Consider the following 25,543-nt stretch of genomic DNA (forward strand, 5'->3'; position numbering starts at 1 on the left):
GGAGGCGTCACGCCGACACGGAAGGCTTTCGAAGAGCACCGGGCCGAGGGCCGGTTTCCGCCGACGCCGGCCGTGCCGGGCCGGCCGCCCGACCCGGCGCCTGCGGCCCCGGCCCGGTCACCGCCCCGGCCCGGTGCTCCACCACGGCACAGACATCGCGTCCCTCCAGGGCCAGCTCCACACCGGCCCGCAGCTCACGGGCCGTCAGTGGCCCGCGCAGCGCCCGCAGCGCCCCGTCACGCCTGACGAACAGGCGGACGTACGGCCGCTGCGCCGCCGGAACCTCCAGCCGCCCCGACGCCTGATCGCCGACCGCCAGCGGCGGAACGCGCAGCGGTGCGAGATCCGCCTCGTCCCGCACCCCGTTGACCCGCTCGTCCGCCGCGTCATGGCACGCCGCGAGCCGCTCGTCGACCGCCGGGTCGATACGGTCCAGATCACCGGGACGCAGCCGGCAGCGCCGCGAGTCGTCGTCGACGTTCGCGAGGAAGACGGCCCCGCGGCCCGGCCGCCACGCCTCCTCGCCCGCCTCGTCGGACGATCCCCCGATCCCGCGACGTCCACGCGGCCGTCCTGGTTCACGTCGGCGCGCAGGTCCGCCACCGGCGGCTGTTTCCGTGCGGCCGCCGTCGTTCCGGTGGCGGCGACCAGCAGGGCCACGGTGACCACCGCGGTGCGGCGCAGCACGCGCCGCCTGGGCGTTTCGGGCATGACGAGTCTCCTCGGGGCAGGTGAGGGGCCGGTACGGAGGACGTCCGCAGACCATGCTCGCCCGTGCCGGCGCGCCGTACATCCTGCTGAGCGTCGAGCCGTCGGCCACATCGACGGATCTACCGGGCGGCCGGACCTCCTCCCCGCGGCGGCCCGGGCGGACCACGTCCGGTGGGGCCGAGACCTCGGCCGAGGCCTCGGCCGAACAAGAAACCGGACAAGAAAAAGCGCTCGCTCCAGCAAAGTCGGAATATGGGGCAAAGAGCTGGGAAACCGGTTGAAGCCGCTGGACAACGCGCGTGTGGAGGTCGCCATGAACCAGGAGACATCACGTTCGCCCGATCTTCCGCAGCCGTTGCGGGCCGTCGCCTCGGGTCTGAGGCACCTGCCGGGTGCGGAGCAGGTGGGCAAGGTGGCCGGAGACGCCCTGGACCGGATCGGCGAGGTGTCGCCGCGCGGCCGCCGGATGGCCGTCTACGCCGGTGCCGGAGTGCTCGGCGTGGCAGGGGTGGTGGAGTGGCCGGTGGCGCTGACCGGCGCGGCAGTCGCCTGGCTGACACAGCCGAAGCCCGGACAGCGATCCGACGGCGCGGCGAACGGCGGGACACGGACCGACCAGAGCGGAGAGCGCCGCTCCGGAGCCGGCGGCGAGGACAGGCCGGACGATCAGGACACCTCGTCCCACGGCCCCGGCGACAAACTCGCCTCGTCCCACTACCGGCACGACCGGCCGGAACACCACGTCCAAGAACAGCCCGCGAAGGTGGGCGACACCGCCACCGCCTCCGCGCTGAAGCAGGTCGCCGAGGCCACCGCGCACCACGACCCGCACGGAGAGGAGCCGGACCGGGAGCAGACCGGCCGGCAAGGACACGACAGCCGGCCCACCGGCTGAGTCGGGAAGCAGGAGATGCTCACACGTTTCGACGTCGCCCCGCTCGTCGGGGCCATGGCTGGGGCGGCGGCAGGCGCCGCCCGCAGTACCGCCCAGGGCGTGACGTCCGTCTACGACACCTCGCGGCGCGTCCGCAACGTCGCGCGCAACGCCCTGTCCGGCGGGCAGCAATGGCGGGCGGGCCGGCGCCTCCACATCGCCCTGCGGCGGCCCGACGGCGACATCGGCGGCCTCGCCCGCAAGGTCGCCGGGGAACTGCTCGACCACCCGGACGTGCTCGCGGCCTACTGGGACGAGGGGCTGTCCCGCCTGGTGATCACCGTGGTCGAGGACGCCGTCACCGACCGCGTCAGCGAGCGTGCCGCAGCGCTCGCCGCCCGCCTCGGCCTGATCGAGGGCGCCGACCCGGTCGCCCAGGAGGCCGCCCACCCCGGCGACCCCGGCGAAGTGCGCGTCACCGCCGCGGCGATCCTGCTGGACGCCGCCGGCGCGGCCGGCGCCCTGGCCGGCCGGTCGCTGCGCCTGCCGCCCACCTCACGGATCGTCACCGCCACCGTCACGCTGCTGCGCGAGAACCCCCGCTTCCGGGCCCTGCTCCAGCAGCGGTTCGGCACCTCCGGCATGGAACTCGTCCTCACCGCCGTCAACGCCGCCGCACACGGCGTCGGCCAGACCCCGCTGGCGCTCGCGCTCGACGGTGTGCTGCGCAGCAGCCAGCTGACCGAAGCCGTGGCCAGGGCCGCGGCCTTCGAGGCACTGCACGACGACATCTGCCAGGAACGGCGCACCAGCCTGCCCTGCCCTCCGGACACCCGGCCGCCGCTCAAGGTGACACCCGCCCAGGAGTACGCCTCCCACGCCAGTACCGGCAGTCTCGCCGGCGCCGCCGCCACCCTCCTCGTCACGCACTCCGCGAAGGAAGCGGCCGAAGCCGTCCTCGCCGGGTCCCCGAAGGCGGCCCGCTACGGACCGGCAGCCTTCGCCGCGACCCTCGGCACCTTCCTCGCCCAGGCCGGGATCCTCGTGCGCAGCGGGGACCGCCTGCGCCAGCTGGAGATCGCCGACTCCCTCGTCCTGCACGCCGACGCCTTGCGCAGCCGGCGGCAGGACGCCGAAGGAGACTCCGACGGGCTGCCCGACGACCCGGTCCATCCCTATGCCGAGGCCGTCCTCGACGCCGCCCGCCGGGCAGGACTGCACGTCGTGATCGCGGGCGGCTCCGACCTGAAGGACATCGTCCAGCTCGCCGACGAGGTCGCCCCGGGCGCCAAGCCCTTCGGAGACGTCGTACGGGCCCTCCAGGACGACGGGCACGTGGTGGTGACCGTCGCCCGCCTGGACGGGTCCGGCGACGGGCACGTGGCAGCCGGGCTGCCCGCCGGCGACGTGGCCATCGCCCTCACCGACGGCCGCGCGGCCGTCTCCTGGGGCGCCGACGCGCTGGCCCCGGGCGGACTCGCCGACGTCTGGCGGCTGCTGACCGCGATCCCGGCGGCCCGGCGCGTCGGACGCCGCTCGCAGACCCTGGCCCGCGCGGGGGCGGCCCTCTCGGGGCTCCTGGTCGCGCGCGGCGGGCAGCCCCCGGGCCGCCGGCTGTTGTGGCCCCTCACCCGGCACGCCCCCGTCAACATCGCCGCCGCGAACGCCCTGCTCGCGGGCTGGCTCGAAGCGGTCCGCGTGGCCCGGGCCACCCCGCCCCCGCCCCGGCTGCACATCCCCTGGCACGCCCTGGAACCCGACGAGGCCCGCGCCCGGCTGGGGCGCACCCGTCGCGACGGCGAGCCCACCGGACTCGCCCTGCTCGCCGACCGCTCGCGCCAACAGACCGCTCGCCTGGGCCACCACCCGGCCATGGCCCCCGTCCGCTGGACCTGGCAGGCGGCCGGCGCCGTACGCCGCGAACTCGACGATCCGCTCACGCCCGTCCTGGCCACGGGCGCCGTCGCCTCGGCGCTGCTCGGCTCGCTCGTCGACGCGCTGCTGGTCGTCGGCGCCATGGACCTCAACGCCGTGACGGGCGGACTCCAGCGGATGCGCGCCGAACAGGCACTGGCCCGGCTGGCCGCCCGGCAGCAGCCCAAGGCCCGCAAGCGGGACGGCCGCAGGCGCACCGTCACCGTCGACGCAGCCCGGCTGCGACCCGGCGACGAGATCACCCTCGGTGCCGGCGACGTCGTGCCCGCCGACGCCCGGCTGCTCGACGTCGACGGTCTCGAGGTCGACGAGTCGGCGCTCACCGGCGAGTCCCTGCCGGTCACCAAGGCCGTCGAGGCCACCCCCGGTCTGCCGGTGGCCCAACGCAGCTGCATGGTGTTCGAGGGCACGACCGTCGTGGCCGGACGCGCCACCGCGCTCGTCGTGAACACCGGCGACCAGACCGAGGCGGGCCGCGCCGTCACGCTCGCCGCCCGCACCCCGCCGCCCGCCGGCGTCCAGGCCCGGCTCCAGGAACTGACCCGCAAGGCCCTGCCGGTGACCTTCACCGGCGGCGCCGCCGTGACCGGACTGTCCCTGCTGCGCGGCAGCCCCGTACGACGCGCCGTCAGCGGCGGTGTCGCGGTCGCGGTCGCCGCCGTACCGGAGGGACTCCCGCTCGTCGCGACGGTCGCGCAGATGGCAGCCGCCCGCCGGCTCTCCCGGCGCGGCGTCCTGGTCCGCACCCCGCGCACCCTGGAGGCGCTCGGGCGGGTCGACACCGTCTGCTTCGACAAGACCGGCACCCTCACCGAGAACAAACTGCGCCTGGTCCGCGTCGCCACCGCCGACGGCACCGTACTGCCCGTGGACACCGAGCAGGCCGAGCCGATCGTGCGCCTGGCCGCGCGTGCCTGCCCGCAGGAGGAGACCGGCCAGGGCCGCCGCGTCGCGCACGCCACCGACGAGGCCGTCCTCGACGTCGCCCCGCCCGACCAGGGCTGGACACCGACCGGTGAGCTGCCCTTCGAGACGCGGCGGGGCTACGCCGCGGCGGTCGGCCGTGACGGCGACCCGGACTTCGGTGAACTCCTCGTCGTCAAGGGTGCCCCGGAGACGATCCTGCCCGCCTGCCGGGACCTCCCCGACGGCACGACCGACACGGCCCACGAGCTGGCGGGACAGGGACTGCGCGTCCTCGCCGTCGCCCGGCGCCCCTGCCGCGCCGACGACACCGGCGCCGAACTCGACGCGCCTCTCGCGGACCTGGAGTTCAGCGGTTTCGTCGCCCTCGCCGACGTCCCGCGTGAAACCTCGCATGCCCTGCTCGCGTCACTGCGCCGCTCCGGCATCCTGCCCGTCATGCTCACCGGCGACCACCCGGAGACCGCCCGCGCCATCGCCCTGCAACTGGGCTGGCCGGAGGAGACCGAGGCGGTGACAGGCGACGAACTCGTCGCCATGGAGCGCAGCGAACGCGTCCGGGTCCTGCGCGGCGCCGGCGTCATCGCCCGGGTCGCACCCGAGCAGAAGCTGCACGTCGTGGAGGCCCTGCAACAGGCCGGGCGGGTCGTGGCGATGGCCGGCGACGGCGCCAACGACGCCGCCGCCATCCGCGCCGCCGACGTCGGGGTCGGCATCGAGTCCCGCGGCTCCGCGGCCGCCCGCAACGCCGCCGACCTCGTGCTCACCTCCGGCGACCTGTCCGTCCTGGTGGACGCGGTCACCGAGGGCCGTGCCCTGTGGCGCAGCGTCGCCGACGCGGTGAGCATCCTCATCGGCGGCAACGCCGGCGAGGTCGGCTTCAGCGTCCTCGGCACCCTGCTGGCCGGCGCCTCGCCCCTGTCGACGCGCCAACTGCTGCTGGTCAACCTGCTCACCGACATGTTCCCGGCCATGGCGGTGGCGGTCACGCCGAGCGACGACCCCTCGACGGCGGAGCATGCCGAGACCGGCCCGATGGGCCTCGACGTCCTCGGCGCGCCGCTGCTGCGCTCCATACGGCGCCGGGGCATCACCACCTGCCTCGGCGCGGTCACGGCGTACCTCATCGGCCGCCTCACCCCCGGCACCGAACGCCGTTCCACCACCATGGCCCTGTGCGGCGTGGTCGGCGCCCAGCTCGTGCAGACCCTCTCCGGCCGGCGCCACAGCCCGCTGGTGTGGGCGACCGCGCTCGGCTCGGCCGCCGTTCTCGCCGCCCTCGTCCAGACCCCCGGTGTCAGCCACTTCTTCGGCTGCACCCCGCTGGGCCCCGTGGGCTGGGCCGGCGTGGCCCTGGCCATCGCCCTCTCGGCCCTGGGCCCGCGTCTGGAACACCTCCGGGCGGTCCACGCCCTCTACGACGCCGCGGCACGACTGGCCCTGCGCCTGAACGACCTGGGTCAGCAGGCCCGGGAGCGGCTTCAGAACGGGGTGGGCCGGCCGGTGGGGGCGTAGCGGGCGAGGTCAGGGCGACGACAGAAGGCGGCCGCCACCACTGCACGTGGTGGCGGCCGCCGTTCTTCCCCGCAGGGTCAGACCTCGCCGCGCCAGGCCCCGGTCTCCGTCCCACGGGCCTCCATGAACTGCTTGAACCGCCGCAGATCACCGGAGACCTGCCGCTTGACGAACCCGAGCTTGTCGCCGGCGGTCTCGGCCACGCCACTGGGGTCGAAGTCCATCTGGAGCATGACCTTGGTCGTGTCGTCCTGGATGCGGTGGAACGTGACCACACCGGCCTGCCTGGCCTCGCCGTTCACGGTGGTCCACGCGACGCGCTCGTCGGGGATCTGCTCGGTGATCTCCGCGTCGAACTCCCGCTCCTGGCCGCCGACCTTCGTCACCCAGTGCGTCAGGGTGTCGGTGCGCTGCTCGACGCGCTCGACGCCGTCCATGAACTGGGGAAAGTCCTCGAACTGCGTCCACTGGTTGTACGCGGTGTGCACCGGAACGCGGACCTCGATGGATTCCTCTACCTGTGACAAGGCGGTACCTCCCTTTCTCGTACGGTGAGCGACGGACGGGTACCAGTTCTGGCGCCGGACACTCATGGTCGTCACGACTTGTAAGGTCGGGTGACGTGGCCACCTTGCTGATCGTCCATCACACGCCCTCACCCAACTGCCAGGCGATGTTCGAAGCCGTCGTCTCCGGGGCGACGGACCCCGAGATCGAGGACGTCCGGGTCGTCCGCGTGCCCGCGCTGTCCGCCACCGCCTCCGACGTCCTCGCCGCCGACGGCTACCTGCTCGGCACTCCCGCGAACCTCGGCTACATGTCCGGCGCCCTCAAGCACTTCTTCGACCAGGTCTACTACCCGTGCCTGGACGCGACCCGCGGCAGGCCCTTCGGCTACTGGGTGCACGGCGGGAACGACGTCACCGGAGCCGTGCGGGGGATCGAGTCGATCACGACGGGCCTCGGCTGGCGCCGCGCCGCCGAGGCCGTGACCGTGACCGGCGAGCCCGGCAAGGGCGACGTCGAGAAGTGCTGGGAACTGGGCGCGACGGTCGCCGCCGGACTCATGGGCTGAACAGGTCAGGTTTCTTCCATGCGGCGCCGGTCCTGTTCGTCCCACTTACGGGTGTCACGCGGCTGCGTGTACGGCTCGGCCTCGGGCGGATGACCACCGGCGATGGCCCGCTGCCGGACCGTCTCCGCGTCGAACTCCAGGCCCAGCAGGATCGCCAGGTTGGTGATCCACAGCCACACCAGGAAGACGATGACGCCGGCCATCGTGCCGTAGGTCTTGTTGTACGAGGCGAAGTTGGCCACGTAGACCGCGAAGCCGGCCGAGGCGGCCATCCAGATCAGCAGGGCCAGCACGCTGCCCGGCGTGATCCAGCGGAATCCCTTCACCTTGGCGTTCGGGGTCGCCCAGTACAGGATCGCGATCATGATCGTGACCAGCACCACCAGAGCGGGCCACTTCGCGATCGACCACACCGTCAGCGCGGTGTCCCCGATCCCGAGCGCGGTCCCGGCCTGCCGTGCCAGCCCGCCCGTGAAGACCACGATCAGCGCGCTGATCACCGCCATCACCATCAGCACGATCGTCACCGCCAGCCGCACCGGCAGCAGCTTCCACACCGGTCGGCCCTCGGGCATGTCGTAGACGGCGTTGGCGGAGCGGATGAACGCCGCCACGTAGCCGGAGGCCGACCACAGCGCGAGGACGAGACCGACGATCGCCATCAGCGAGCCGATACCGGCGTTGCCCTGCAACTGCTCGACGGCCCGGGTGATGATGTCGCGGGCCGAGCCGGGGGCGAACTGCTGGACGTTCTCCAGCATCCTGTCCGTCGTCGACCTGCCGGTGATGCCCAGCAGCGACACCAGCACCAGCAGCGCCGGGAAGAGCGCCAGCACCCCGTAGTACGTGAGCGCGGCCGCCCGGTCGGTCAGTTCGTCGTCCTTGAACTCTCGCAGGCTCCCCTTGAGCACCGCACCCCACGACTTCCGGGGGAGGTCACTCGGGCTGTCCGGAGCCGCCCGCTCCACTTCGGGCCCCGGGCCAGGCTCCTCGTCCGGCCTCGGAGCGGGCCTTTCCGCTGCAGCGCCGGGCTCTTCCGCGGCCCGGCCGGGCTCTTCCGCGGCCGGAGCGGGAGCCCGGGCAGGGGCGGAGTCCCGAGGCGGAGCCTCACTCCTGTGATGTTCTTTTCGTCCGGGAATATGTAGCTTCACCATGTGAGCCGGGTAACCCCGAGCTGCACAGTTAAGCAGCGCTCGCCATGCCGCGTCGGCTGTCCACGGGCGAGTCACCCCCGCAGGGCGAGCCCCCGCTCCTCCCGCGCCTCCGCCGGCACCCGCACCGCCTTCGGCCCGGCCCCGTGCGGCGCCAGAAGTTCCGCCCGGGAGTGCTGTGCCACCTGCTCCGGCGTCGTCACGCCGGCACCGAGCAGGGCTTGCGTGGCGGGCCTGCCGATTCCGGCGGGCAGGTCGCCGCCGGGGCTGCCGGCCGCCGCCTCCGCCGCGGCCGGCGAGCCGCTTCGGGGCGCGGCTGAGCCAGGCCGCCCGGACCAGGGCGCTGAGATCCCTGCCCTTGATCCCTGTCAGCGGCACCCGGAAACCGATCGGCGTGCCCCCGCGCGCGAGCGGCTCACCGGCCGGACGCGCGGCCAAGGCGGCGCCGGTCTCCCGCGGCAGGTGCAGCCGCACCCGGCCGTCCCTTCGTCACCGAGGCGAAGCCCTTGCCCCGCACGGAGAAGGCGACCATGCCGAAGTGCGTCCCCTCCGCCACCTCCGGGAGGGTGAGCGCGGGCCCTGCGTGACTGGGGCACGGTGGTCATGGCCGGAGAGTTTCGCACAGCTGCGGCACCGTTTCACCGGCCTCGGGGGCATCCCCGAACCGGGTTGAGGGAACGCTTCCCTCACAGGCACGATGCCACCATGACCAAGATCCCCGCCATTCGCCCGTACCGCCCCGAGGACAGCCTGGCCCTCGACGACATCTGCGTCCGCACCGCGCACAACGGCCAGGACAGCCGCCCCCATTACACGGACCCGGGCATCTTTCCGGCCACCTTCGCGGCTCCGTACGTCCATCTGGAGCCGGACCTGGCCTTCGTGCTGGACGACGGGCAGGGGCAGGCCGTCGGCTACATCCTCGGCACGGCGGACACCCCGCGCTTCGCCGAGGCCTTCCGCACCAGATGGCTGCCGCTGGTCGCCGACCGCTACCCGAAGCCGCCGCAGCCGCCTCGCACTCCGGACGAGGCGATGGCGGGACTGCTGCACGACCCCGAGCGGATGGTGCTGCCCGAACTCGCCGCCTGTCCCGCGCACCTGCACATCGACCTGCTGCCCGACTGGCAGGGGCGCGGCCACGGCCGCCGCCTGATGCGGACGTTCCTGGCAGCCCTCCAGAACAAGGGAGTGCCGGCCGTCCACCTGGCCATGGCGACCGCAAACACCCGGGCCAGGGCCTTCTACGACCGCATGGGCTTCCATGAGCTCGACGTCCCCGAGCCCGGCTCGGTCACCTACCTCGGCCGCGCCACGACGGAACTCCACCGGCTCTGAAGAACCGTCCGTCGAACGCATCGAACACGCCAGAGCCACGGAAGTGGCGCAATCGCACGTTGCCGGCCTCGGACATCAGGCGCAGCCTATGCCTGCGGGAGCGCTCCCACGCGCGCGCTCCCGCACCCCCACAGAACGGCATCGAGAGCACCGCAACCCCCACATCCGAAAGAAGGAGATCATGAATTGTCATGGTCATGTTCGTAGGGTTCGCTCCCGTCTGACGCTCGCCCTGAGTGTCCTGGTCGCCGCGCTGCTCAGCCTCATCCCCTGGAGTGGCACCGCCGTCGCCCATGGCTCGGTCATCGACCCGGCATCCCGCAACTACGGCTGCTGGCTGCGCTGGGGGAGCGACTTCCAGAATCCCGCGATGGCGCAGCAGGACCCCATGTGCTGGCAGGCGTGGCAGGACAACCCCAACGCCATGTGGAACTGGAACGGGCTGTACCGCAACGGCTCCGGCGGCAACTTCCAGGCCGCGGTCCCCAACGGCCAGCTGTGCAGCGGCGGACGCGCCGAGGGCGGCCGCTACAACTCCCTCGACGCGGTCGGCGCCTGGAAGACGACCGACATCGGCGCCAACTTCACCGTGAAGCTCTACGACCAGGCCAGCCACGGCGCGGACTACTTCCTGGTCTACGTCACGCGGCAGGGCTTCGACCCCACCACCCAGCCGCTGACCTGGAACGACCTCCGGCTGGTCGCGCGCACCGGCAAGTACGCGCCCAGCCAGAACTACGAGATTCCCGTGAGCACGTCGGGCCTGAGCGGCCGGCACGTCGTGTACACGATCTGGCAGGCGTCGCACATGGACCAGACCTACTTCCTGTGCAGTGACGTGAACTTCCGCTGACCTGCGCCTCCCCGCCGGACGGAGTGTCCGGCGGGGCCCGGGTGTTTCGCGGCTTCATGAAAGTTCTCCGAAAACTTTCGGCGCACGTGAACACGGCGGTGCTCCCGCGCGTATGGGGCGAGGGACTTTTCATGCCCGGTCCGCCACAAGCGCAGGAGAGCACCCTTGGGACGCAACACGCGAAGACGCCCTACCGGCCCGCGACGCGCGACCTTCGCCGCATTCGCACTGATCCTCGGCGGAGGCGGCCTGATGGCCGCGAACGTCTACGCCTCGGCCACCGACGGCGGTTCGGGCGGTGACCCCGCTCAGACGCGGTCCGGCACGGGGGTCCGGACCGCGGGCGCCACGATCGACTGCCCGGACGTCGGCAGCGAGCTGACCTCGGTCCCCGAGCAGGCGCGGGGGGAGGTCGACAAGGAACTCGCCCTCCTGGACGAGCAGATCGCCAAGGCCTACCAGCGGCTGAGCGAATCCGCGCAGCAGGTGCGGCAGGACTCCGGCTTCGCCGACAACGCGATCGTGAACCCGCTGAAGGACAAGCGGGCCGCGACCCTCGAGCGCATCGCGATCGCCATCGACCGCGTGGGGGACCGGCCCGACGGGCTCGGGGCCCTCGCCGCCTGCACCGTACGGGACTCCGGCAACCAGGCCCCCGCGCAGGCTGAAGGCCAGGACGGCAACGGCGGCCAGGAGCAGGGGCAGGACGGCCAGGAGCAGGGCGACGGTCAGGGCCAGGGCGGCAACGGCGGCCAGGCGGGCAACGGCCCCGTCGCCGCCGACTATGCGCCCATCACCGGCGTCCAGCCCGACGCCGGCAGCCCCCGCCAGGGGACGAAAGCCTCCCGGGGCTCCTTCGCCACCGACTGCGGCGTGAACGAGAACGGCCTGTTCAACTCCGACAACATCATCGCCGCCCCGGGCGTCACCAACGGCGCCCACCACTTCCACGACTACGTCGGGAACCAGGCCAACAACGCCTTCGCCGGCGACCAGGACCTCGCGAACGCGAAGACGACCTGCGTCGACCAGGGCGACAAGTCCTCCTACTACTGGCCCGTGCTGCGCCTCCAGAACGGCACCCAGGAGCAGGACGCCGACTCACCCGGCGGCGGCATCGAGGGCAACGCCGGCGAGATCGTCACACCGAAGCAGGTCACGCTGAACTTCGTGGGCAACCCGCGCGGCAAGGTCACCGCCATGCCGCGGCTGCTGCGCATCATCACCGGCGACGCCAAGTCGTTCGTCAACGGCCCGGCCAACGCCAACGCCTCCTGGAGCTGCACCGGGTTCGAGGACCGGCAGCTGAAGGACAAGTACCCGCTGTGCCCGCAGGGCAGCGACGTGGTGCGCACCTTCACGTTCCAGAGCTGCTGGGACGGCCGCAACATCGACAGCGCCAACCACCGCACGCACGTGGCCTTCACGGACGCCGCCGGCAACTGCCCGTCCGGCTTCCGGCCCATTCCGCAGCTGGTCCAGCGCATCGTCTACGACGTCGACGCACCGAGCCTGGAGGACGGCGGCCGTACGACACCGCTGTTCGCGGTGGACTCCTTCCCGGAGCAGCTGCACAAGCCGGTCACGGACCACGGCGACTTCATCAACGTCTTCGACGAGGACCTGATGCGGGAGATGACCGACTGCATCAACGCCGGCCGGAAGTGCGGCGCCGGAGCGGAAGCCGAGCCGGGCGACAATCCGGAAGAGGAGCCGCAGGAGCAGCCGACAAAGAGCCCCGAGGCTCCGCAGGAGCAGCCGACGCGGACTCCCGAGGCCCCGCAGGAGCAGCCCACGCGCACCCCGGACGCCCCGCAGGGCGGCAACACCGGCGCAAAGCCCGGCGACACGGGCGACGGCAACGGCGGGAAGGGTGACGGCAACGGCGAGAAGGGCGAGGCCGCCAAGCCGCCGGTGACGAACAAGCCGGCCCCCGAGCCGGAGCAGGACGGCTCGCCCACGGCCGCGCCGCGCACCGACGAGCCGGAGGTGTTCGCCACGCCCACGCCCGAGGAGGGCACCGCGAACGCCGGTGAACAGGGCGGCGCGAAGGACGACGCCGGCGAGGACACGGACGGCCTCGGCCAGTCCCAGGCCGTCGGAACGGCGACCAGCGCCGCTCCCACTCCGTCGAGCCCGTCCCGGACCGAGCCCCAGGCGGTCGGCGCCGGCGGCCTCGCCGACACCGGCGCCCAGCTCTGGCCGGCCGCGGCAGGCGCCGTCCTGGTCATCGCGGGCTGTGTCGTCCTCCGGCGCGTCAGGCGCGGCTGAGACGACGGCACCGGCACGACCGCGAACGGCGGCGGGATCCCGCCCGGATCCCGCCGCCGTTCGCCGTGCCCGGCCGTCCGCCCCCTTCGACGACCGCCGGACCGCCCACCCTCTAGCGTGATCCCATGAACCTCACCAGAAAGACCGGACACGGCGGTGCCGTGGGCGGAGCGGCACTGTGACGCCGGGCGAGATGGCGGCCGTGTTAGCGGCCGGTGCGGGCGCGGGAGCCGTCAACGCAGTCGTCGGTTCGGGAACGCTGATCACCTTCCCGGTACTGCTCGCCACCGGCCTGCCCCCGGTCACCGCCACGGTGTCCAACGGGCTCGGGCTGGTCCCCGGCTCCATCAGCGCGGCCATCGGCTACCGCGAGGAACTCCGCGGGCAGCGACGCCGCGTCCTGCTGCTCGGCATCGGTGCCGTACTGGGCGGCCTCACGGGCGCTGTCCTGCTGCTGACCCTGCCCGAATCGGCCTTCGAGCGGATCGTGCCGGTCCTCGTGGGTCTCGCCCTCGTACTGGTCGCCTGCCAGCCGCTGATCGCCAAGAGAGTGCGCCGCCGTCGCCCGGCAGGCGGTCCCGCCCGTCGGGACGGCGGCCCGCTGCTCTTCACCGGCCTGACGCTCGCCAGTGTCTACGGCGGCTACTTCTCCGCCGCGCAGGGCATCATCTACGTCTCCCTGATGGGCATGCTGCTCGACGACACGCTCCAGCGGTTCAACGCCGTGAAGAACGTGCTGGCCGCCGTCGTCAACACCGTCGCGGCCGTGCTCTTCCTCTTCTTCGCGGAGTTCGACTGGACGGCCGTCCTGCTCATCGCCGCCGGGTCCGCGCTGGGCGGCCTGATCGGAGCCAGGACGGGCCGCCGCTTCAGCCCCGCCGTCCTGCGCACCCTGATCGTGTCGGTCGGCACCATCGCCCTCGTCCACCTGGTGCTCCACTGACACCCACGACCGCCGGGCGCGGGTCGCCCCCGGTTCGCCCTCCGGGCTCCCCGACCGCGTCAGCGCCCCGGAGCCCAGGGCGACGCCGAAGCCGACCAGCGCGCTGCCCGCCGCCTGCCCGAGACCGTAGGAGCCCGTGCCGACGAGCGGTGCGGTGCAGGCCGCCGCGACCGGGATGAGACCGGAGAAGAGGGTGGCGCGCTCCGCGCCGATCCGCTGCATGCCCATGTACCAGCAGACGAAGCCGACCACCGTGACCACCACCGCCTGCCACAGCAGCGCGGTGGTCTCGACGGCGTCCGGACGCCGCAGCCACCCGGCGCCGTCGACCAGCAGCCCGGCCGCCGCCGACTCCAGCGCGGCGACCGCGCACACCGTGGCGGACAGCAGGCGGGGGCCGAGGGGGCGCAGGACGGGTACGGCGAGCACGGCGAACCCGACCTCCCCCGCCAGGGCACACACGGAGAAGGCGATGCCCGCGCCGTCGGTCCGCCCCCATCCCTGGACGGTGAAGGCACCGACTGCCACGAGCAACGCCCCGTACAGCACCGCCCGTTGGGGCCTGCGCCCGTCCAGGAGGGGCACGAGCACGGCGACCACCACCGGCGCACAGCCCACGAACACACCCGGAACCGCCGGCTCAGCCGTGCGCTCCGCGGCGATGACGGCCAGGTTGAAGCCGACCATGCCGACCGCGGCGAGCAGGGCGAGCCGGACCCACTGACGGGGTGTCAGTGCCCGCAGCCGGGCGGTCGCGCCCTTCCCGGCCAGCGGCACGAGCAGCAGACAGGCCAGCCCGTAGCGCAGGAACTGGCCGCCCGCGTAGGGGTAGTCGCCCAGGACGCTGTTGGCCGTGAAGGACCCTCCGACGAGGACGCAGGCGAGCGCGGCGAGAACAGCTCCGCGCGTGGTGGTGGCGTTCATACGAGCGACGCTAGGCAGCCGGGCGGCCCGGGAAGGAGTCCACTTCCGTGCCTGCCTGGTGGACCAATCCGTGCCCGGGCCGCGGCGGGTCGAGGTCGAGGCCAAGGTCGCGCTTGCGCAGGAAGACACGCTGCGCCGTGTCGGCCCTGCTGGTGTCGCTGTGCGCCTCCTCCTGCTTCAGGGCTCACAGCGCCCGCTTGCGGATGGTGCGGAAGCTCAGGGGGTCGTACACACCCGGTCGCGCTCGTCGTCCTGTGTCGGCCGGAACTCGGCGTCGCGCATCGTCCTGCGCAGTCGTCGGGGAAGCCGGGGTCGAGCCCGTCGTGCGAGGCGGAACCGTCGACGCGGCGCAGCGCCGGCAGGTACTTCGCCAGGAGGTTGCCGGGTTTGCGGCCGGTGCAGAGATCGACGAGGTCGAGCATGTCGCCGGTGCCGGAGCAGAACCCGTCGTCGAGGCCGACCGCGCGGACGGTCGCCGTGGCGTGCGGCGGCTTCAGGACGGCGGCGAGCGCGGCGTCTCGTGTGAGGGAAACAGCCGAGCCGAAAGTTCGTAGGGTCGAACAAGCGACGGCACGGGAACTCTGAGCCCGCCTCGCGCGTCAACTCTTTGCCCAGGGAGGCCGATCGGTCTGTGAGACCAGCCGGAGAGGGGAATCACCGTGGACGACGCGACGTCGCAGCGGAGCAGCGAGGCGGAGACCGCAGCAGCACGCCAGGCCCGCTTCGGGACGCTGCCGGAGCCGGTGCGCCTGGAGGACATGGTCGAGGAGCGCGCCGCCAGCACACCCGACCCCGCGCGCACCGCCTACAACCAGGACGAGTGGCTCGTGCGCTACTGCTTGTGAGACACCCCGGGCCCTATGAGCGGCTCCGCGCACCCAGATCGCGCAGCCACCGCACGACGTCGTCGGCGTCCTGGGCGCGGGCGATGTCGAGCGGCGTCCTGTCGTCGTAGCCGCACCAGTCGATGTCCGCGCCGTGCCGGTGGAGATACTGCGCGGTCGGCAGGTGACCGCCGTGGCAGGCGCCCCAGAAGGCGCTGGTGATCTCTTCGGGCGCGGGCGGCTCGTCGGCCTCGACATACGCCTGGACGCGGTCCAGTAGACCGAGCGTGGCGGCGTCCTGGAGCGTGGTGCGGGCGCCGTGCTCGACGAGCCGGTGCGCGGCACGCCACTGGCCGAAGGCGCGGGCGTCGGCGAGCGGTGTGCCGCCGGCGATCACCGCTCCGGGGGCTTCGATGTCGGCCCCGGCCGCGATGAGCGCGTCCAGGACGGGCACGTCGTCGCTGCTGGCCGCCCAGTGCAGCGGCGTCTCCTCGTGCGCACCGCCGAAGCGGGCGTCGGGATCGGCGCCGGCGGCGACCAGGGCGGCGATCATCTCGGGACCACGAGGGTAGTGACCGGGCCAGTCGGTCGCGATGTGCAGCAGACTGCGCGTGCCCTTGCCGTCCTCGCCCTGTTCGGTGATGCGGACGGTGGCCAGACCGGGATGCTCGGCGAGCAGCCGCCGCAGCCCCGGCAGATCTCCGCCCCGGATCGCTTCGGTGACGGCGACGGCCGCCGGATCCCGCGATGTGAGCGTCTGCAAGGTCGGCCTCCCGGTCGCCGTCGAAGGCCCCCGATTCTGCCAGCACGGCACCATGCCCGGCCATGCCTTCCGGCACCACGCGCCCTTCCCGGTCCGGCCCGATGACGTGCCTCCACGGCCCGTGAGGCGTAGCGTCCGGGTAAGAGCGGGAGGACACCATGCCCGGGAGCAACGCGCCGCCCGGGGGCGCCGGATCGCCGGACGACGCCCTGGGGGGTCCTGGCCGACACCGTACGCGGGACCGGCGCCTCGATCGGCGGCCTTTACGTGATCGAGGAGGCGGAGCCGGTGCTGCGCCTGGTGGCGCTGTGCGGTCTGCCGGTGGCGTTCAGCGTGCCGTGGCAGCGCCTGCCGCTGACGGCACCCGTCCCGGTCGCCGACGCGATCCGCGACGACGCCCTGGTCTTCATCGGCAGCGAGGACGAGATGGCCCGCCGTTACCCGCGGGCCGCCGCCGTCCTGCCGTATCCGTTCGCCCTGGCCGCGGTCCCGCTGAGCGGCGTACGGCGCTGCTGGGGCGGCATCGTGCTGATGTGGCCCGCCGTGCGTCCACGCAGGGTCACGCTCCGCGAACGCGGCCACATCACCGCCAGCGCCCGCCGCGTGGCCCGCCTCCTGGACGACGCCTCCCGGCCACCCACCCTGCCCGACCAGCCGCGCGTCGTCCCCGTCGACGCGGCGCGCCACCCCGTGCAGACCGGCCTGGCCACCGCCGACTACCTCGAACGCCTCCCCGAGGGCGCCCTCGGTCTCGATCTGGAGGGCCGCGTCACCTTCGCCACCGCCGCCCGCCTGCTCGGCCGCCGCGCCGACCGAGATGGTCGGCACCTACCCCCGGGCACCCCAGATCAGCGGCAAACAGGCCTGGGCGTTCCTCCCGCTGATCATCTCCGGCCGGCCGGTGGGCTGCTGCATCCTGTCCTACGACCACCCGCACACCTTCACCACCGACGAACGCGCCGTCCTCACCTCGCTGTCCGGCCTGATCGCCCAGGCCCTCGACCGCGCCCGCCTCTACGACGCCAAGCAGCGACTCGTCCACGAACTGCAACGCGCCCTGCTGCCCCGGGACCTGCCGCACCTGCCCGGCCTCGATGTCGCCGCCCGCTATCTGCCGGCCGGCCACGGCATCGAGGTCGGCGGCGACTTCTTCGACGTCCTGCGCCTGGACGACACGACCGCGGCCGCCGTCATCGGCGACGCGGAAGGCCACAGCATCGCCGCCGCCCTCATGGGACAGGTCCGCACCGCCATCCACGCCCACGCCACCGCCGCACCCGGCCAGGTCCTCGTCCGCACCAACCGGCTGCCGGCCGACCTCGACTCCGAACTGCTCGTCTCCTGCCTCTACGCCCACCTCGACCTGGCACGCCACCGGGCGGCCTTCGCCAGCGCGGGCCACGTGCCCCCCGCTGCTGCGCCCCGCTCACGCCGGCGCCGGCGTCCTCGACGTCGAGCCCGGACCGCTGCTGGGCATCGACACCGGCGCCCACTACCCGGTCACCACCACGCCCCTGCTCCCCGGCACCACGCTCGCCCTCTACACCGACGGCCTGGTCGAGCTCCCCGGCACCGACGCGACGCGGAACACGTCCGACCTGGCCGGGCACCTGGAAGCCGGCGACGGCCAGGACCTGGAACAGCTCATCGACAGGCTGGTCCACCAAACGGCACCCACCGGACAGCACGCCGACGACATCACGGTGCTCCTCCTGCGGGCCGGCCGCCCCGACGGCGGCCCCGCGTGAGGTCCGGCCCCGGCGGCTCCGGTCAGGCCTTGCCGGGCGTGTCGGCGCGGACGCGCCGGGCGACGTCGCGCAGCTTGATGTTGTGGTGCTGGGAGATGCGCCGCAGCACGTCGAAGGCCTCGTCCTCGCTCAGCCGGTGGCGTTCCATGAGGATCCCCATGGCCTCCCCGATGGCGTGCCGGGTCTCCAGGGCGTTCTCGAGCTGGTCGACGGTCCGGGCGGTGGCCAGCGCGACGGCGGCATGCGAGGCGAGCAGCCAGCCCGCGGCCTCGATGTCCTTGCCGAAGGCCCCCGGTCGGCGCGAGTAGAGGTTGAGCGCGCCGAACGCCTCCTGGTCGGTGTAGAGCAGCACGCCGGTCATGCTGCCGATCCCGAGGTCGCGGGCGGCCTGGGAGAACCGCGGCCAGGACGGCTGCGGCTCGGTCATGTCGGCGATGCGGAACAGCCGCTCGCCGTCCACGCGCCGGGCCGCGTCGAAGCACGGTCCCTCGCCCAGCTCGCCCTGCAGCCGGTCGGACTCCTCGACCATGTCGCCGCAGACGGAGAGTGTCACGGCCCGGCCCTTGGACACCGCCAGGATCCCGGCCGCGTCACAGCCCTCGACCAGCTTCACAGCGGCTGCCGAGATCTCGTCCAGCGTCGCCTGTACCGAGTCCTGCGCCACCAGATCACGGGCGAGCATCGCCATCTGCTCGGCGTACTGCTGCCACTCCACCGCCACCACCGCCTCGCTCTCCCCGTCCCGCCCACCGTACCCCGCACCGCGCCATCGACGCCGGTCGCGTGCCGCGCAGTACCTGCGGGAAACCGGGGCGGTGCGCGCGGACACCCCGGCAGCCCGCTCGCTCAGCGATACGCCGTCAGCAGCAGTGCCACGTCGTCGGGTCGCTCCCGGGCGCGGTGTGCCGTCCGCATCAGCCGGTCGGCGAGGTGGTCCACCGAGTCCGCCGGGGTGTCGGCAAGGCAGCGGCGGACCTCCTCGATGCCCGTGTCGATGTCGCTGCCGGGCTGCTCCACGAGCCCGTCGGTGTACAGGGCGAGGACGCTGCCGGGAGCCAGCGTGAGCGCCGTGACGGGATAGGCCGCGTCGGGCTGCACGCCCAGCATGACGCCGCCCACGAGATCCAGCGTCACGGCGTGACCGTCGGGGTGGCGCAGCAGCGGCGGGGGATGCCCGGCCCGCACGGCGAGCGCACGCCCCGTACGCGGGTCCAGCTCGATGTAGCAGCAGGTGGCGAAGGCGTCCGACTCCAGCTCGGCCAGGTGCCGGTTGGTGTGCGCGATGACCTCCTGCGGCGGCCGCTCGCTCGCGGCGAAGGCGTGCACGGCACTGCGCAGCTGGCCCATCACCGCGGCGGCGCCGACGCTGTGGCCCTCGACGTCCCCGATCACCAGGGCCACCCCACGCCCCGTGGTGATCACGTCGTACCAGTCTCCGCCGATGGCCATGCCCTGGGTGCCGGGCAGATAGCGGCCGGTGGTGCGCAGCCCCTCGACCGCGGGCAGCCGGTGCGGCAGCAGCCCCTCCTGAAGACCGCGGGCGACGGCGGACTCGGCGTCGTAGAGCCGCGCCCGCTCCAGCGCCTGCGCGGCCAGACCGCTCAGCGCGGTGAGCGCGGAGCGCTCGTCGGCGGTGAACCGGTGCGGGGTGTCCCAGCCGAGGATGCACGAGCCGACGGGATGCCCGGAGGCGATCAGCGGCAGGAACGACCAGGCGCTCATCCGGTCCAGGGTGATGCCCGGGTAGGCGAGGGAGAGCTCCTCGGGCGACTCGAAGAAGAGCGGCAACCGCGTGGTCAGCGCGTGCACGCCGGGCAGCTGCGTGTCGAGGGTGACACCCTCGAACGGCGTGAGGAAGCCCTCCGGATAGCCCGACTCCCACAGCAGGTACATCCGGCCGTCGCGGACCGTGTAGAGGGCTAGTTCCCTCACGCCGAACGCGGGCAGCAGCTGCTCGGACACCGCCCGGCAGACGTCCTCGACGGTGACCGCCTGGGTGAGGACGCTCGCCATCTGCACCACGTGGTAGAGCGCCCCGGCACGCGCCGCGGCGACCGGCCCGGGCGGCGGCGCCACAGCCGCGGCCCCCGGTACGGGACCGGTGGCGGCCTCGGCCTCGCGCGCCGCCTCGCTCCCGGTGGGCGGACCGGTCGGATGGACCCGGCCCGTCAGTCCGTGCACATCCGGGTACAGCACGAAGCTCAGCCAGTTCCCCGCCGGATGCCGCACGAGGAACGACACCGGCTCCTGCGACAGCATCGCCGCCCGGTAGCGGTCCTCGTACGCGGGATCCCGCAGCCAGGTGATCACCTCCCACGGATAGCGGCCCAGGAGCGCCTCCCGGCCGCCTCCCAGCAGTTCCTCGCAGCGGCGGTTGGCGTACGTCAGGCGACCGTCCTGGTCCAGCGAGAAGAGACCGTCGGGCAGCCGCTCGGCGGCCTCGGCCGCGGTGAGCCCGCTGCCCGCGTCGACGAGGGCTCCCACCAGGATCCGGTCGGAACCCGTGCCGCCGCGCACGAGATGCCCCCACAGCTCGACGGGCCGGTAGCCGGCCTCCTCGTCGCCCGCGGAGTCGTCCCGCACCCGGAAATGCCGGCATCTGACCCGGCCGAGAGTGAGCGCGTCGTGCCGGCTCGCCCGCAGTTCGTGCAGGTCGTCCGGGCTGACACGGGCCTCGATGTCCGCCATCGTGCCGCCGAAGTCCGCCCGGCCGATACCGAGGAGGGCGAGGGCCTCGTCGTCCGCCGTGCACCGGTCGGCGTCCAGGTCCCAGTCGATGAGCCCGACCCGGACGGGGTGGACGGCGGGCGTGGGCAGCCGCACGCCGACCGGTTCGCCGTCGTACTCGATCCGGTACGGGGCGGAGCCCGTGCCCGGCGCGCCGGCGGCGAGGCGGGTGAGACGCTCCTCCATGGCCTGCCCGGCGGGGCGCAGCGCCGGCTCCACCGCGTCGGCATCCAGCGGTGACCGGGCGGCCGAACGCAGCACGACCAGGACACCCACCACCTCGCCGCCGGCCCGGACGGACCGGTAGGCCGAGCCGAAGGAGTACGGCAGCCCGGCGGTGAAGTGCGGGAAGCGCACCATGGTGGCGCGCTCGTCCGGCAGCCACAGGGTCTCGTCGCGCCGGTAGGCCTCCGCCATGGGCAGCGCACCGCCCACCGGCACCCGCCACCAGGTCCTGAGCAGCGACCGGGGTACCCCGGTCACCATCGCGAGCACGAGTGAGCGCCGGTCGCGGGAGCGCAGGTAGACCAGTCCGCCGTAGCCCCCGAGGTCCCGTACGGCCTCGATCAGCGGAGCGGTCAGGGCATCCTCGATCCGGCCGGTGTCCCCGGTCCGGACCCGGCCGTCACCACCGCCCCGGCTCCGGCCATCGGGTGACCGCGGCCCGTCCGGTACGGCGGTTGCCTCATCCATCTCGCGTCCTCCCGGTACGGACGTACCGGACCCCATCGCTCCCCACCAGGATGTGCCATGGTCGGCGGTCCGGCGCGGTGGGTGCAACCTTTCGGCCCCATCGGCCGTCTCACCCCATATCAGCAACATGCAAGCCTTGGGGGCGGTAATGGTACGAATCAGAACAGCATGCGCGACTCTCGCGCTCGTGGGCGCCACGGTGGGCGTGGCGTCGGTCCCGGCCGGTGCCGCACCGGTCGCAGCCCGAGCCGCCACCCAGGCCACGACCTGCCCGACCGGCTGGGGGAGCCTGCCCAAGACCGACACCAGCGGCACGCTCACGCCGGTGCGGGACATCCGCACCGGCCGTCACGCCTGCTTCGACCGGATGGTCATCGACCTGCCCGGCGCGGGCAGCGACGTCGGCTACTCCGTCCGCTACGTCGACCAGCTCCACCAGGACGGATCGGGCCGGCACATCCCCGTGGCCGGCGGAGCCGTCCTCGAAGTGCGGGTGGTCGCACCCGCCTACGACCCGGAGACCGGCGCCGCCGCGTATCCCGGCCGGGTGGCGCGCCCGCTGCCGGGCGTGGACCTCACCGGCTACCGCACCTTCCGGGACACCCGGTTCGCCGGCAGTTTCGAGGGCGAGACCCAGATCGGGCTCGGCGTCCGCGCCCGGCTGCCGTTCCGGGTGCTGCAGCTGGACGGCCGCGTCATCGTGGACGTCGCCCACAGCTGGAGCGGTACGAGCTGACCGCGGTGCGCCCGGTTCTCCGGAGCCGGGCGCCCGGCCGGGCCGGTCTCAGTGACCGCGCAGCCGCCCCACGTGCTCCAGTGTCCGGGCCGCCGCGCCGGCCAGGCGGGGCCGGTTGCGGACGAAGCGACGGGCGGCCCGCGCGGGCTCCCGGCCCAGCCAGTGGGCGGCCCCGCCCGGCAGCGGCCGCACCACCACCCCCTCGTACACCCGCAGATCACGGGTCTTGAGCGACTCCTTGTAGCGGGCCGGACCGCTCCCCAGGTCGACCGTCTCGACGCCGTCGGCCGCCGCGGCCTCCAGCATCCTCAGCTGGAGCACGAGTCCGGGGGAGTACTTGGCGTACTCCCGGTCGTACGCCGGGAACCACCAGGACAGCACCGTGCGCGAGCGCAGACCGAAGTGCGCGGCCACGGGCCGGTCCGCCGCGTACAGCACGGACAGCACGCCACGGCACTCCGGTTCCTCGCTCTCCCCGAGCAGCCGCACCAGCCGGGTGATCCACTCCCGCGCGAACCGGTCGCGCCGGCCGGTCCGCCGGTACTGCGCGGACTTCCATTCCATCAGCGCCCGCAAGGCACCCGGGTCCCGGGCGTCGTACACGAACCGCACCTCGCCGACCTGCCGGGCCAGCTTGCGCTCCTTGGCCAGGGTCTGTCTGAGGAAGCTCGGCGACTTCGCGCGCAGCCGCTCCGTGTACCGCTCGAACCCCTCGCCGATGTCGACGACCGGGGACGCGAGCTCCTCGACCGCGTGCGGTTCGAACACCGCCTGGCCGGCTTCGAGGTTGTCGAACTCCCAGGACGACAGCGCGCAGGACCGCAGTAACCTGCGGGCGTCGAGCCGGATCCCGGGGCGCAGCACGGCCCCCTGACTGTCGGACACACCGAGCCCGATGGCCCGGCCCTGCCCCAGGGGTCCCCTCTCGTACGGGAAAAATCCGGCCGGGGAGCCGTCGTCCTGCAACACCGCCACTCTGGCCGCGGGCCTGACCCGCCCCACGGCCAGAGTGAAAGCCGGGTCGAGAAAAGGATTCGCCGGGGCTCCGGACTCCGTCCGTATCTCCCGCCACATCTTCTGGTCGGTCGGGCTCAGTTGGTCCGGCTTCAGAATCAGAACGCGCTTTCCGGGCAACTCTGCCTCCTGTGTCATCGGCATGGGGACACACGAGGGCCTGCACATCACCGCGTACCGGCACCAGGCAGTACTCGGGCCGCACGGCGCAGGCCCTTGTCGGTACTGCCGTCACTCAGCAGCGAAACGTCTGCAACTCAACGGTGTTCGGTGCGGATGCGACCGTCCCCGGCCGCTTGCCCGTGCCCGCCGCGCGGATGTCCGTACCGCCCCGGTCCACCACGGGCGCACCGGTCACCACGGCGCCCGCCCGGGCCGCTCCCACCGCCCTCGGCGTCCGTGCCACCGCCTGCCGGACCGACGGCTCCTTCCCGCACGGGCAGGGCTCCTCGGCTCTTTCGGCCCCGGCTCCTTGGACCCCGGTCCCTTCGGCCCCGGCTCTTTCGGCAGCGGCCCCGTATGACCCGGCTCCTTCGACACCGGCCCCGTGGGGCTCGGCGCCCGAAGCCGCCCCCGGCGCGACCGCGTCCACCGCATGCGCCGCCGCCGTGACCGCGGCCTCGGCCGTGTGCCCGCCCTGCGCGAGGCCCGGCACGACGAGATGCAGCAATAACAGGCACGCCACCAGGCCCACCGCCGCTGCCCATCGTCGCCGCATCAGACCCCTGACCCGCGTCTCGGTGGGGGAGGACGGAGCGATCGGCCCACCGGGCCGGCACCGGACCAGACCCCCGACACGGCCGGCTGCGCCTTCCAGTAGGCCGAGCCCGCCCCGCCCCGTCAAGCCCTGGTGAGCCGATTCGCCCCGCTCGGCCAGTTGCTGCCGAATTCTCACGGAAAGCGTTGTCGGCAACCGCCCGCTCTCCTGCGACGCCGGGTCAGCTGCCGCCCGGCATGCTCAGCACCTCGCCCGCCTTCGGTGCCCGGATGTCGAGCGGTTCGCCGAAGCCGCTGAACGAGGTGGTGGTGTGCTGTGCGGCGCTCTTGTAGACCGTCCTGAGCAGGTACGGCCTGCCTTCGGCCGCCACGAAGAAGGTGTACGTCCCCGCCTTGTCCGCCTTGTCGGTCACGACCAACTTGACGGCCTTCGTTCCCTCGACGCGGCTGGAGCCGTCCTTACGCGCCGTGCCGAAGGAGTCGAAGGGCCGTTCGCAGGAGGTGAGACCGTCGCCGCCCCTGCCGGCCGGGTCCACCGGCGTCTTCACCCACAGCTTCTGCTCGTCGGTGAGGCCCGGATAGTTCTTCCACTTCTGCAAGTAGGCCCGGTTCGGCCGGACGTAGTCGGTCTCGCCGAGACGGATCTGCTCCAGGACGCCGCCCCCGGACCACGTGGTTCTGGATCTGCACCGGCTGTCGAGGTCGGTCACCAGGCGGTTGGTGACCGAACCGCCGCTCGTCGTGCGGTTGGTGATGTCGACGGTGACGGAGTTCAGCTTCCGCATCGTCGCGTTGGCCTCGTCGAGGATGTCGCCGGCGGACTTCTCCTCGCCGGTGCCGCCGGCGCCGCATCCGGTCAGGGCGGCGCCCGCCAGCAGACATGCGAGCGCGGTCGTCGTCACGGTAGCCCTGGCCTGCACGAAGTCCCCCCGTTGGTCGGCCGTCCGGTGATCGGCACGGGAGCCTACCCGCCCGCCGGTCCAGGCCGCGCCACCGGACCAGCTCGATCGCCCTGCCGAGGGTGTCGAGCCGCTCATCGAGGGTCGCCCCGGCCGGGTGGAGACGGACCGTGTCCACCCCGGCGTCCCGCCGGACGCGCAGCCTCCGCCGGCATCACCTCCTCCGTGCCGATGAGCGGGGTGGCCGGCGCCATCTCGTCGGTGACCAGACCGGCCGCCCCGTCCCGGCCGCCCCGTCCCGGTCGCCCCGTCCCGGTCGCCCGCCTGCCGGCGCTCCCGCACCTCCGCCGCGATCTCGGCCCAGCCCTGCCCTGCCCGCTGGAGGCCCGGTCGGAGAAGTCGGCCACGCGGAGCCATGCCGCCCAGGCTGAAGGCGCGTTCCTTCTTCCGGCCCGTGACCATGGCGCCCAGCGCCTCCTCGTCCCGGGCGAACGCGACCTCGGCGCCCTGGCAGACGGCGGCCGGCGCGGTTGCGGCCGCAGCGGCCGGCCCCTCGTCCAGCGGAGCGAAGCAGGCGTCCGCCGCACCCTCCGGTACGAAGCTGGTGCCGAGCCGGCCGTCCGCGACCCGGCCGGTCAGCCGGAGCATGGCGGGCGACAGCGCGGCCAGACAGACGGGCACGGCGTGCTCGGCCCGCAGGGACGAACCCCACCTTCTCGCGCACGCGCGCCAGGGGACGGGCGAACGGCACCCGGTGCAGGCCCTCCATCACCCGCGGACCGGACGGGCCGAGACCGAGCAGGAAACGTCCGCCCCAGTTTCTGGGCCTCGATGACGAAGCCGGCCTGCCGGGACCAGGAGCCGAGGCCCGACGCCTCGACGGTCGTCGCCGTGCGCCTCACGCCTGA

20 protein-coding genes and 3 pseudogenes are annotated in these 25,543 nt (G+C 73.4%); 10 read left to right on the forward strand and 13 right to left on the reverse strand.

Annotated elements, in window-relative coordinates; genetic code table 11:
* Positions 1-7: 7 nt before the first annotated feature.
* Entirely contained in the window at positions 8-793 is a 786-nt protein-coding gene (locus tag HDA41_RS39490) for a hypothetical protein (protein WP_184992763.1), read from the reverse strand.
* Positions 794-1,024: 231 nt separating this feature from the next.
* Here HDA41_RS39490 and HDA41_RS39495 point away from each other — a divergent pair, with 231 nt between their 5' ends.
* Positions 1,025-1,606 (forward strand): hypothetical protein, encoded by a 582-nt coding sequence (locus tag HDA41_RS39495; protein ID WP_184992765.1) that lies wholly within the window; start codon positions 1,025-1,027, stop codon positions 1,604-1,606.
* 15 nt (positions 1,607-1,621) lie between these two features.
* Positions 1,622-5,959: a cation-translocating P-type ATPase gene (locus HDA41_RS39500; protein ID WP_184992767.1), complete on the forward strand. Its 4,338-nt coding sequence runs from the start codon at positions 1,622-1,624 to the stop codon at positions 5,957-5,959.
* A 77-nt stretch (positions 5,960-6,036) separates the two neighbouring features.
* Here the strand turns inward: HDA41_RS39500 and HDA41_RS39505 are convergent, their stop codons facing one another.
* The gene (locus HDA41_RS39505) at positions 6,037-6,486 is read right to left on the reverse strand and encodes an SRPBCC family protein (RefSeq protein WP_086599548.1); all 450 of its coding nucleotides are present in this window, start codon (positions 6,484-6,486) and stop codon (positions 6,037-6,039) included.
* A 95-nt stretch (positions 6,487-6,581) separates the two neighbouring features.
* Here HDA41_RS39505 and HDA41_RS39510 point away from each other — a divergent pair, with 95 nt between their 5' ends.
* Positions 6,582-7,034, forward strand: coding sequence for a flavodoxin family protein (locus HDA41_RS39510; protein WP_059416656.1), 453 nt, complete (start codon positions 6,582-6,584; stop codon positions 7,032-7,034).
* Between the two features lie 5 nt (positions 7,035-7,039).
* Here the strand turns inward: HDA41_RS39510 and HDA41_RS39515 are convergent, their stop codons facing one another.
* The 3 genes from HDA41_RS39515 to HDA41_RS40720 form a co-directional block, all read right to left on the reverse strand.
* The gene (locus HDA41_RS39515) at positions 7,040-8,185 is read right to left on the reverse strand and encodes a YihY/virulence factor BrkB family protein (protein ID WP_376706875.1); all 1,146 of its coding nucleotides are present in this window, start codon (positions 8,183-8,185) and stop codon (positions 7,040-7,042) included.
* A gap of 74 nt (positions 8,186-8,259) precedes the next feature.
* The gene (locus tag HDA41_RS40715; protein ID WP_260423394.1) at positions 8,260-8,388 is read right to left on the reverse strand and encodes a hypothetical protein; all 129 of its coding nucleotides are present in this window, start codon (positions 8,386-8,388) and stop codon (positions 8,260-8,262) included.
* A 212-nt stretch (positions 8,389-8,600) separates the two neighbouring features.
* Positions 8,601-8,741 (reverse strand): hypothetical protein, encoded by a 141-nt coding sequence (locus HDA41_RS40720; protein WP_221511698.1) that lies wholly within the window; start codon positions 8,739-8,741, stop codon positions 8,601-8,603.
* Positions 8,742-8,890: 149 nt separating this feature from the next.
* Between HDA41_RS40720 and HDA41_RS39525 the strand changes: the two genes are divergently transcribed.
* From HDA41_RS39525 to HDA41_RS39540, 4 genes are all read left to right on the forward strand, one after another.
* Positions 8,891-9,523, forward strand: coding sequence for a GNAT family N-acetyltransferase (locus HDA41_RS39525; protein WP_184992772.1), 633 nt, complete (start codon positions 8,891-8,893; stop codon positions 9,521-9,523).
* Positions 9,524-9,704: 181 nt separating this feature from the next.
* Positions 9,705-10,376 carry a lytic polysaccharide monooxygenase auxiliary activity family 9 protein gene (locus tag HDA41_RS39530; RefSeq protein WP_184992774.1) on the forward strand — a complete coding sequence of 224 codons (672 nt, stop codon included), beginning with the start codon at positions 9,705-9,707 and terminating at the stop codon, positions 10,374-10,376.
* Between the two features lie 252 nt (positions 10,377-10,628).
* A complete protein-coding gene (locus HDA41_RS39535; RefSeq protein WP_184994113.1) occupies positions 10,629-12,647 on the forward strand; it encodes a DUF1996 domain-containing protein in 2,019 nt (672 codons plus the stop codon).
* 193 nt (positions 12,648-12,840) lie between these two features.
* Positions 12,841-13,590, forward strand: coding sequence for a sulfite exporter TauE/SafE family protein (locus tag HDA41_RS39540; protein ID WP_221512993.1), 750 nt, complete (start codon positions 12,841-12,843; stop codon positions 13,588-13,590).
* 54 nt (positions 13,591-13,644) lie between these two features.
* Here the strand turns inward: HDA41_RS39540 and HDA41_RS39545 are convergent.
* Both HDA41_RS39545 and HDA41_RS42495 read right to left on the reverse strand, forming a co-directional pair.
* A pseudogene (locus HDA41_RS39545) lies at positions 13,645-14,514 on the reverse strand (EamA family transporter); the annotation flags it as partial.
* Positions 14,515-14,524: 10 nt separating this feature from the next.
* A pseudogene (locus HDA41_RS42495) lies at positions 14,525-14,960 on the reverse strand (chitosanase); the annotation flags it as partial.
* Between the two features lie 213 nt (positions 14,961-15,173).
* Between HDA41_RS42495 and HDA41_RS39555 the strand changes: the two are divergent.
* On the forward strand, positions 15,174-15,359 hold the full coding sequence (locus HDA41_RS39555; RefSeq protein WP_184992776.1) for a hypothetical protein: 186 nt from the start codon (positions 15,174-15,176) through the stop codon (positions 15,357-15,359).
* A 13-nt stretch (positions 15,360-15,372) separates the two neighbouring features.
* On the opposite strand, the gene HDA41_RS39560 is transcribed toward HDA41_RS39555, so the two are convergent.
* A complete protein-coding gene (locus HDA41_RS39560; RefSeq protein WP_184992778.1) occupies positions 15,373-16,101 on the reverse strand; it encodes an ankyrin repeat domain-containing protein in 729 nt (242 codons plus the stop codon).
* Positions 16,102-16,455: 354 nt separating this feature from the next.
* On the opposite strand from HDA41_RS39560, the pseudogene HDA41_RS42950 reads away from it, so the two are divergent.
* Positions 16,456-17,849: pseudogene (locus tag HDA41_RS42950) on the forward strand (PP2C family protein-serine/threonine phosphatase); the annotation flags it as partial.
* Positions 17,850-17,871: 22 nt separating this feature from the next.
* Here the strand turns inward: HDA41_RS42950 and HDA41_RS39570 are convergent.
* Positions 17,872-18,537: an ANTAR domain-containing protein gene (locus HDA41_RS39570; protein WP_221512994.1), complete on the reverse strand. Its 666-nt coding sequence runs from the start codon at positions 18,535-18,537 to the stop codon at positions 17,872-17,874.
* A 158-nt stretch (positions 18,538-18,695) separates the two neighbouring features.
* Entirely contained in the window at positions 18,696-21,269 is a 2,574-nt protein-coding gene (locus HDA41_RS39575) for a SpoIIE family protein phosphatase (protein ID WP_184992780.1), read from the reverse strand.
* Between the two features lie 148 nt (positions 21,270-21,417).
* Between HDA41_RS39575 and HDA41_RS39580 the strand changes: the two genes are divergently transcribed.
* Positions 21,418-22,005, forward strand: coding sequence for an AMIN-like domain-containing (lipo)protein (locus HDA41_RS39580; protein WP_184992782.1), 588 nt, complete (start codon positions 21,418-21,420; stop codon positions 22,003-22,005).
* Positions 22,006-22,053: 48 nt separating this feature from the next.
* Here the strand turns inward: HDA41_RS39580 and HDA41_RS39585 are convergent, their stop codons facing one another.
* The 3 genes from HDA41_RS39585 to HDA41_RS42510 form a co-directional block, all read right to left on the reverse strand.
* Complete coding sequence (locus HDA41_RS39585; RefSeq protein ID WP_184994119.1) at positions 22,054-23,157, reverse strand: GNAT family N-acetyltransferase; 1,104 nt, start codon at positions 23,155-23,157, stop codon at positions 22,054-22,056.
* Positions 23,158-23,254: 97 nt separating this feature from the next.
* On the reverse strand, positions 23,255-23,737 hold the full coding sequence (locus tag HDA41_RS39590; protein WP_221511700.1) for a hypothetical protein: 483 nt from the start codon (positions 23,735-23,737) through the stop codon (positions 23,255-23,257).
* A gap of 220 nt (positions 23,738-23,957) precedes the next feature.
* Positions 23,958-25,316 (reverse strand): LLM class flavin-dependent oxidoreductase, encoded by a 1,359-nt coding sequence (locus HDA41_RS42510; protein WP_311772185.1) that lies wholly within the window; start codon positions 25,314-25,316, stop codon positions 23,958-23,960.
* Positions 25,317-25,543 lie beyond the last annotated feature (227 nt).

The sequence above is a fragment of the Streptomyces caelestis genome (assembly GCF_014205255.1).
In the GTDB taxonomy this organism is placed as follows: Bacteria; Actinomycetota; Actinomycetes; order Streptomycetales; family Streptomycetaceae; genus Streptomyces; species Streptomyces caelestis.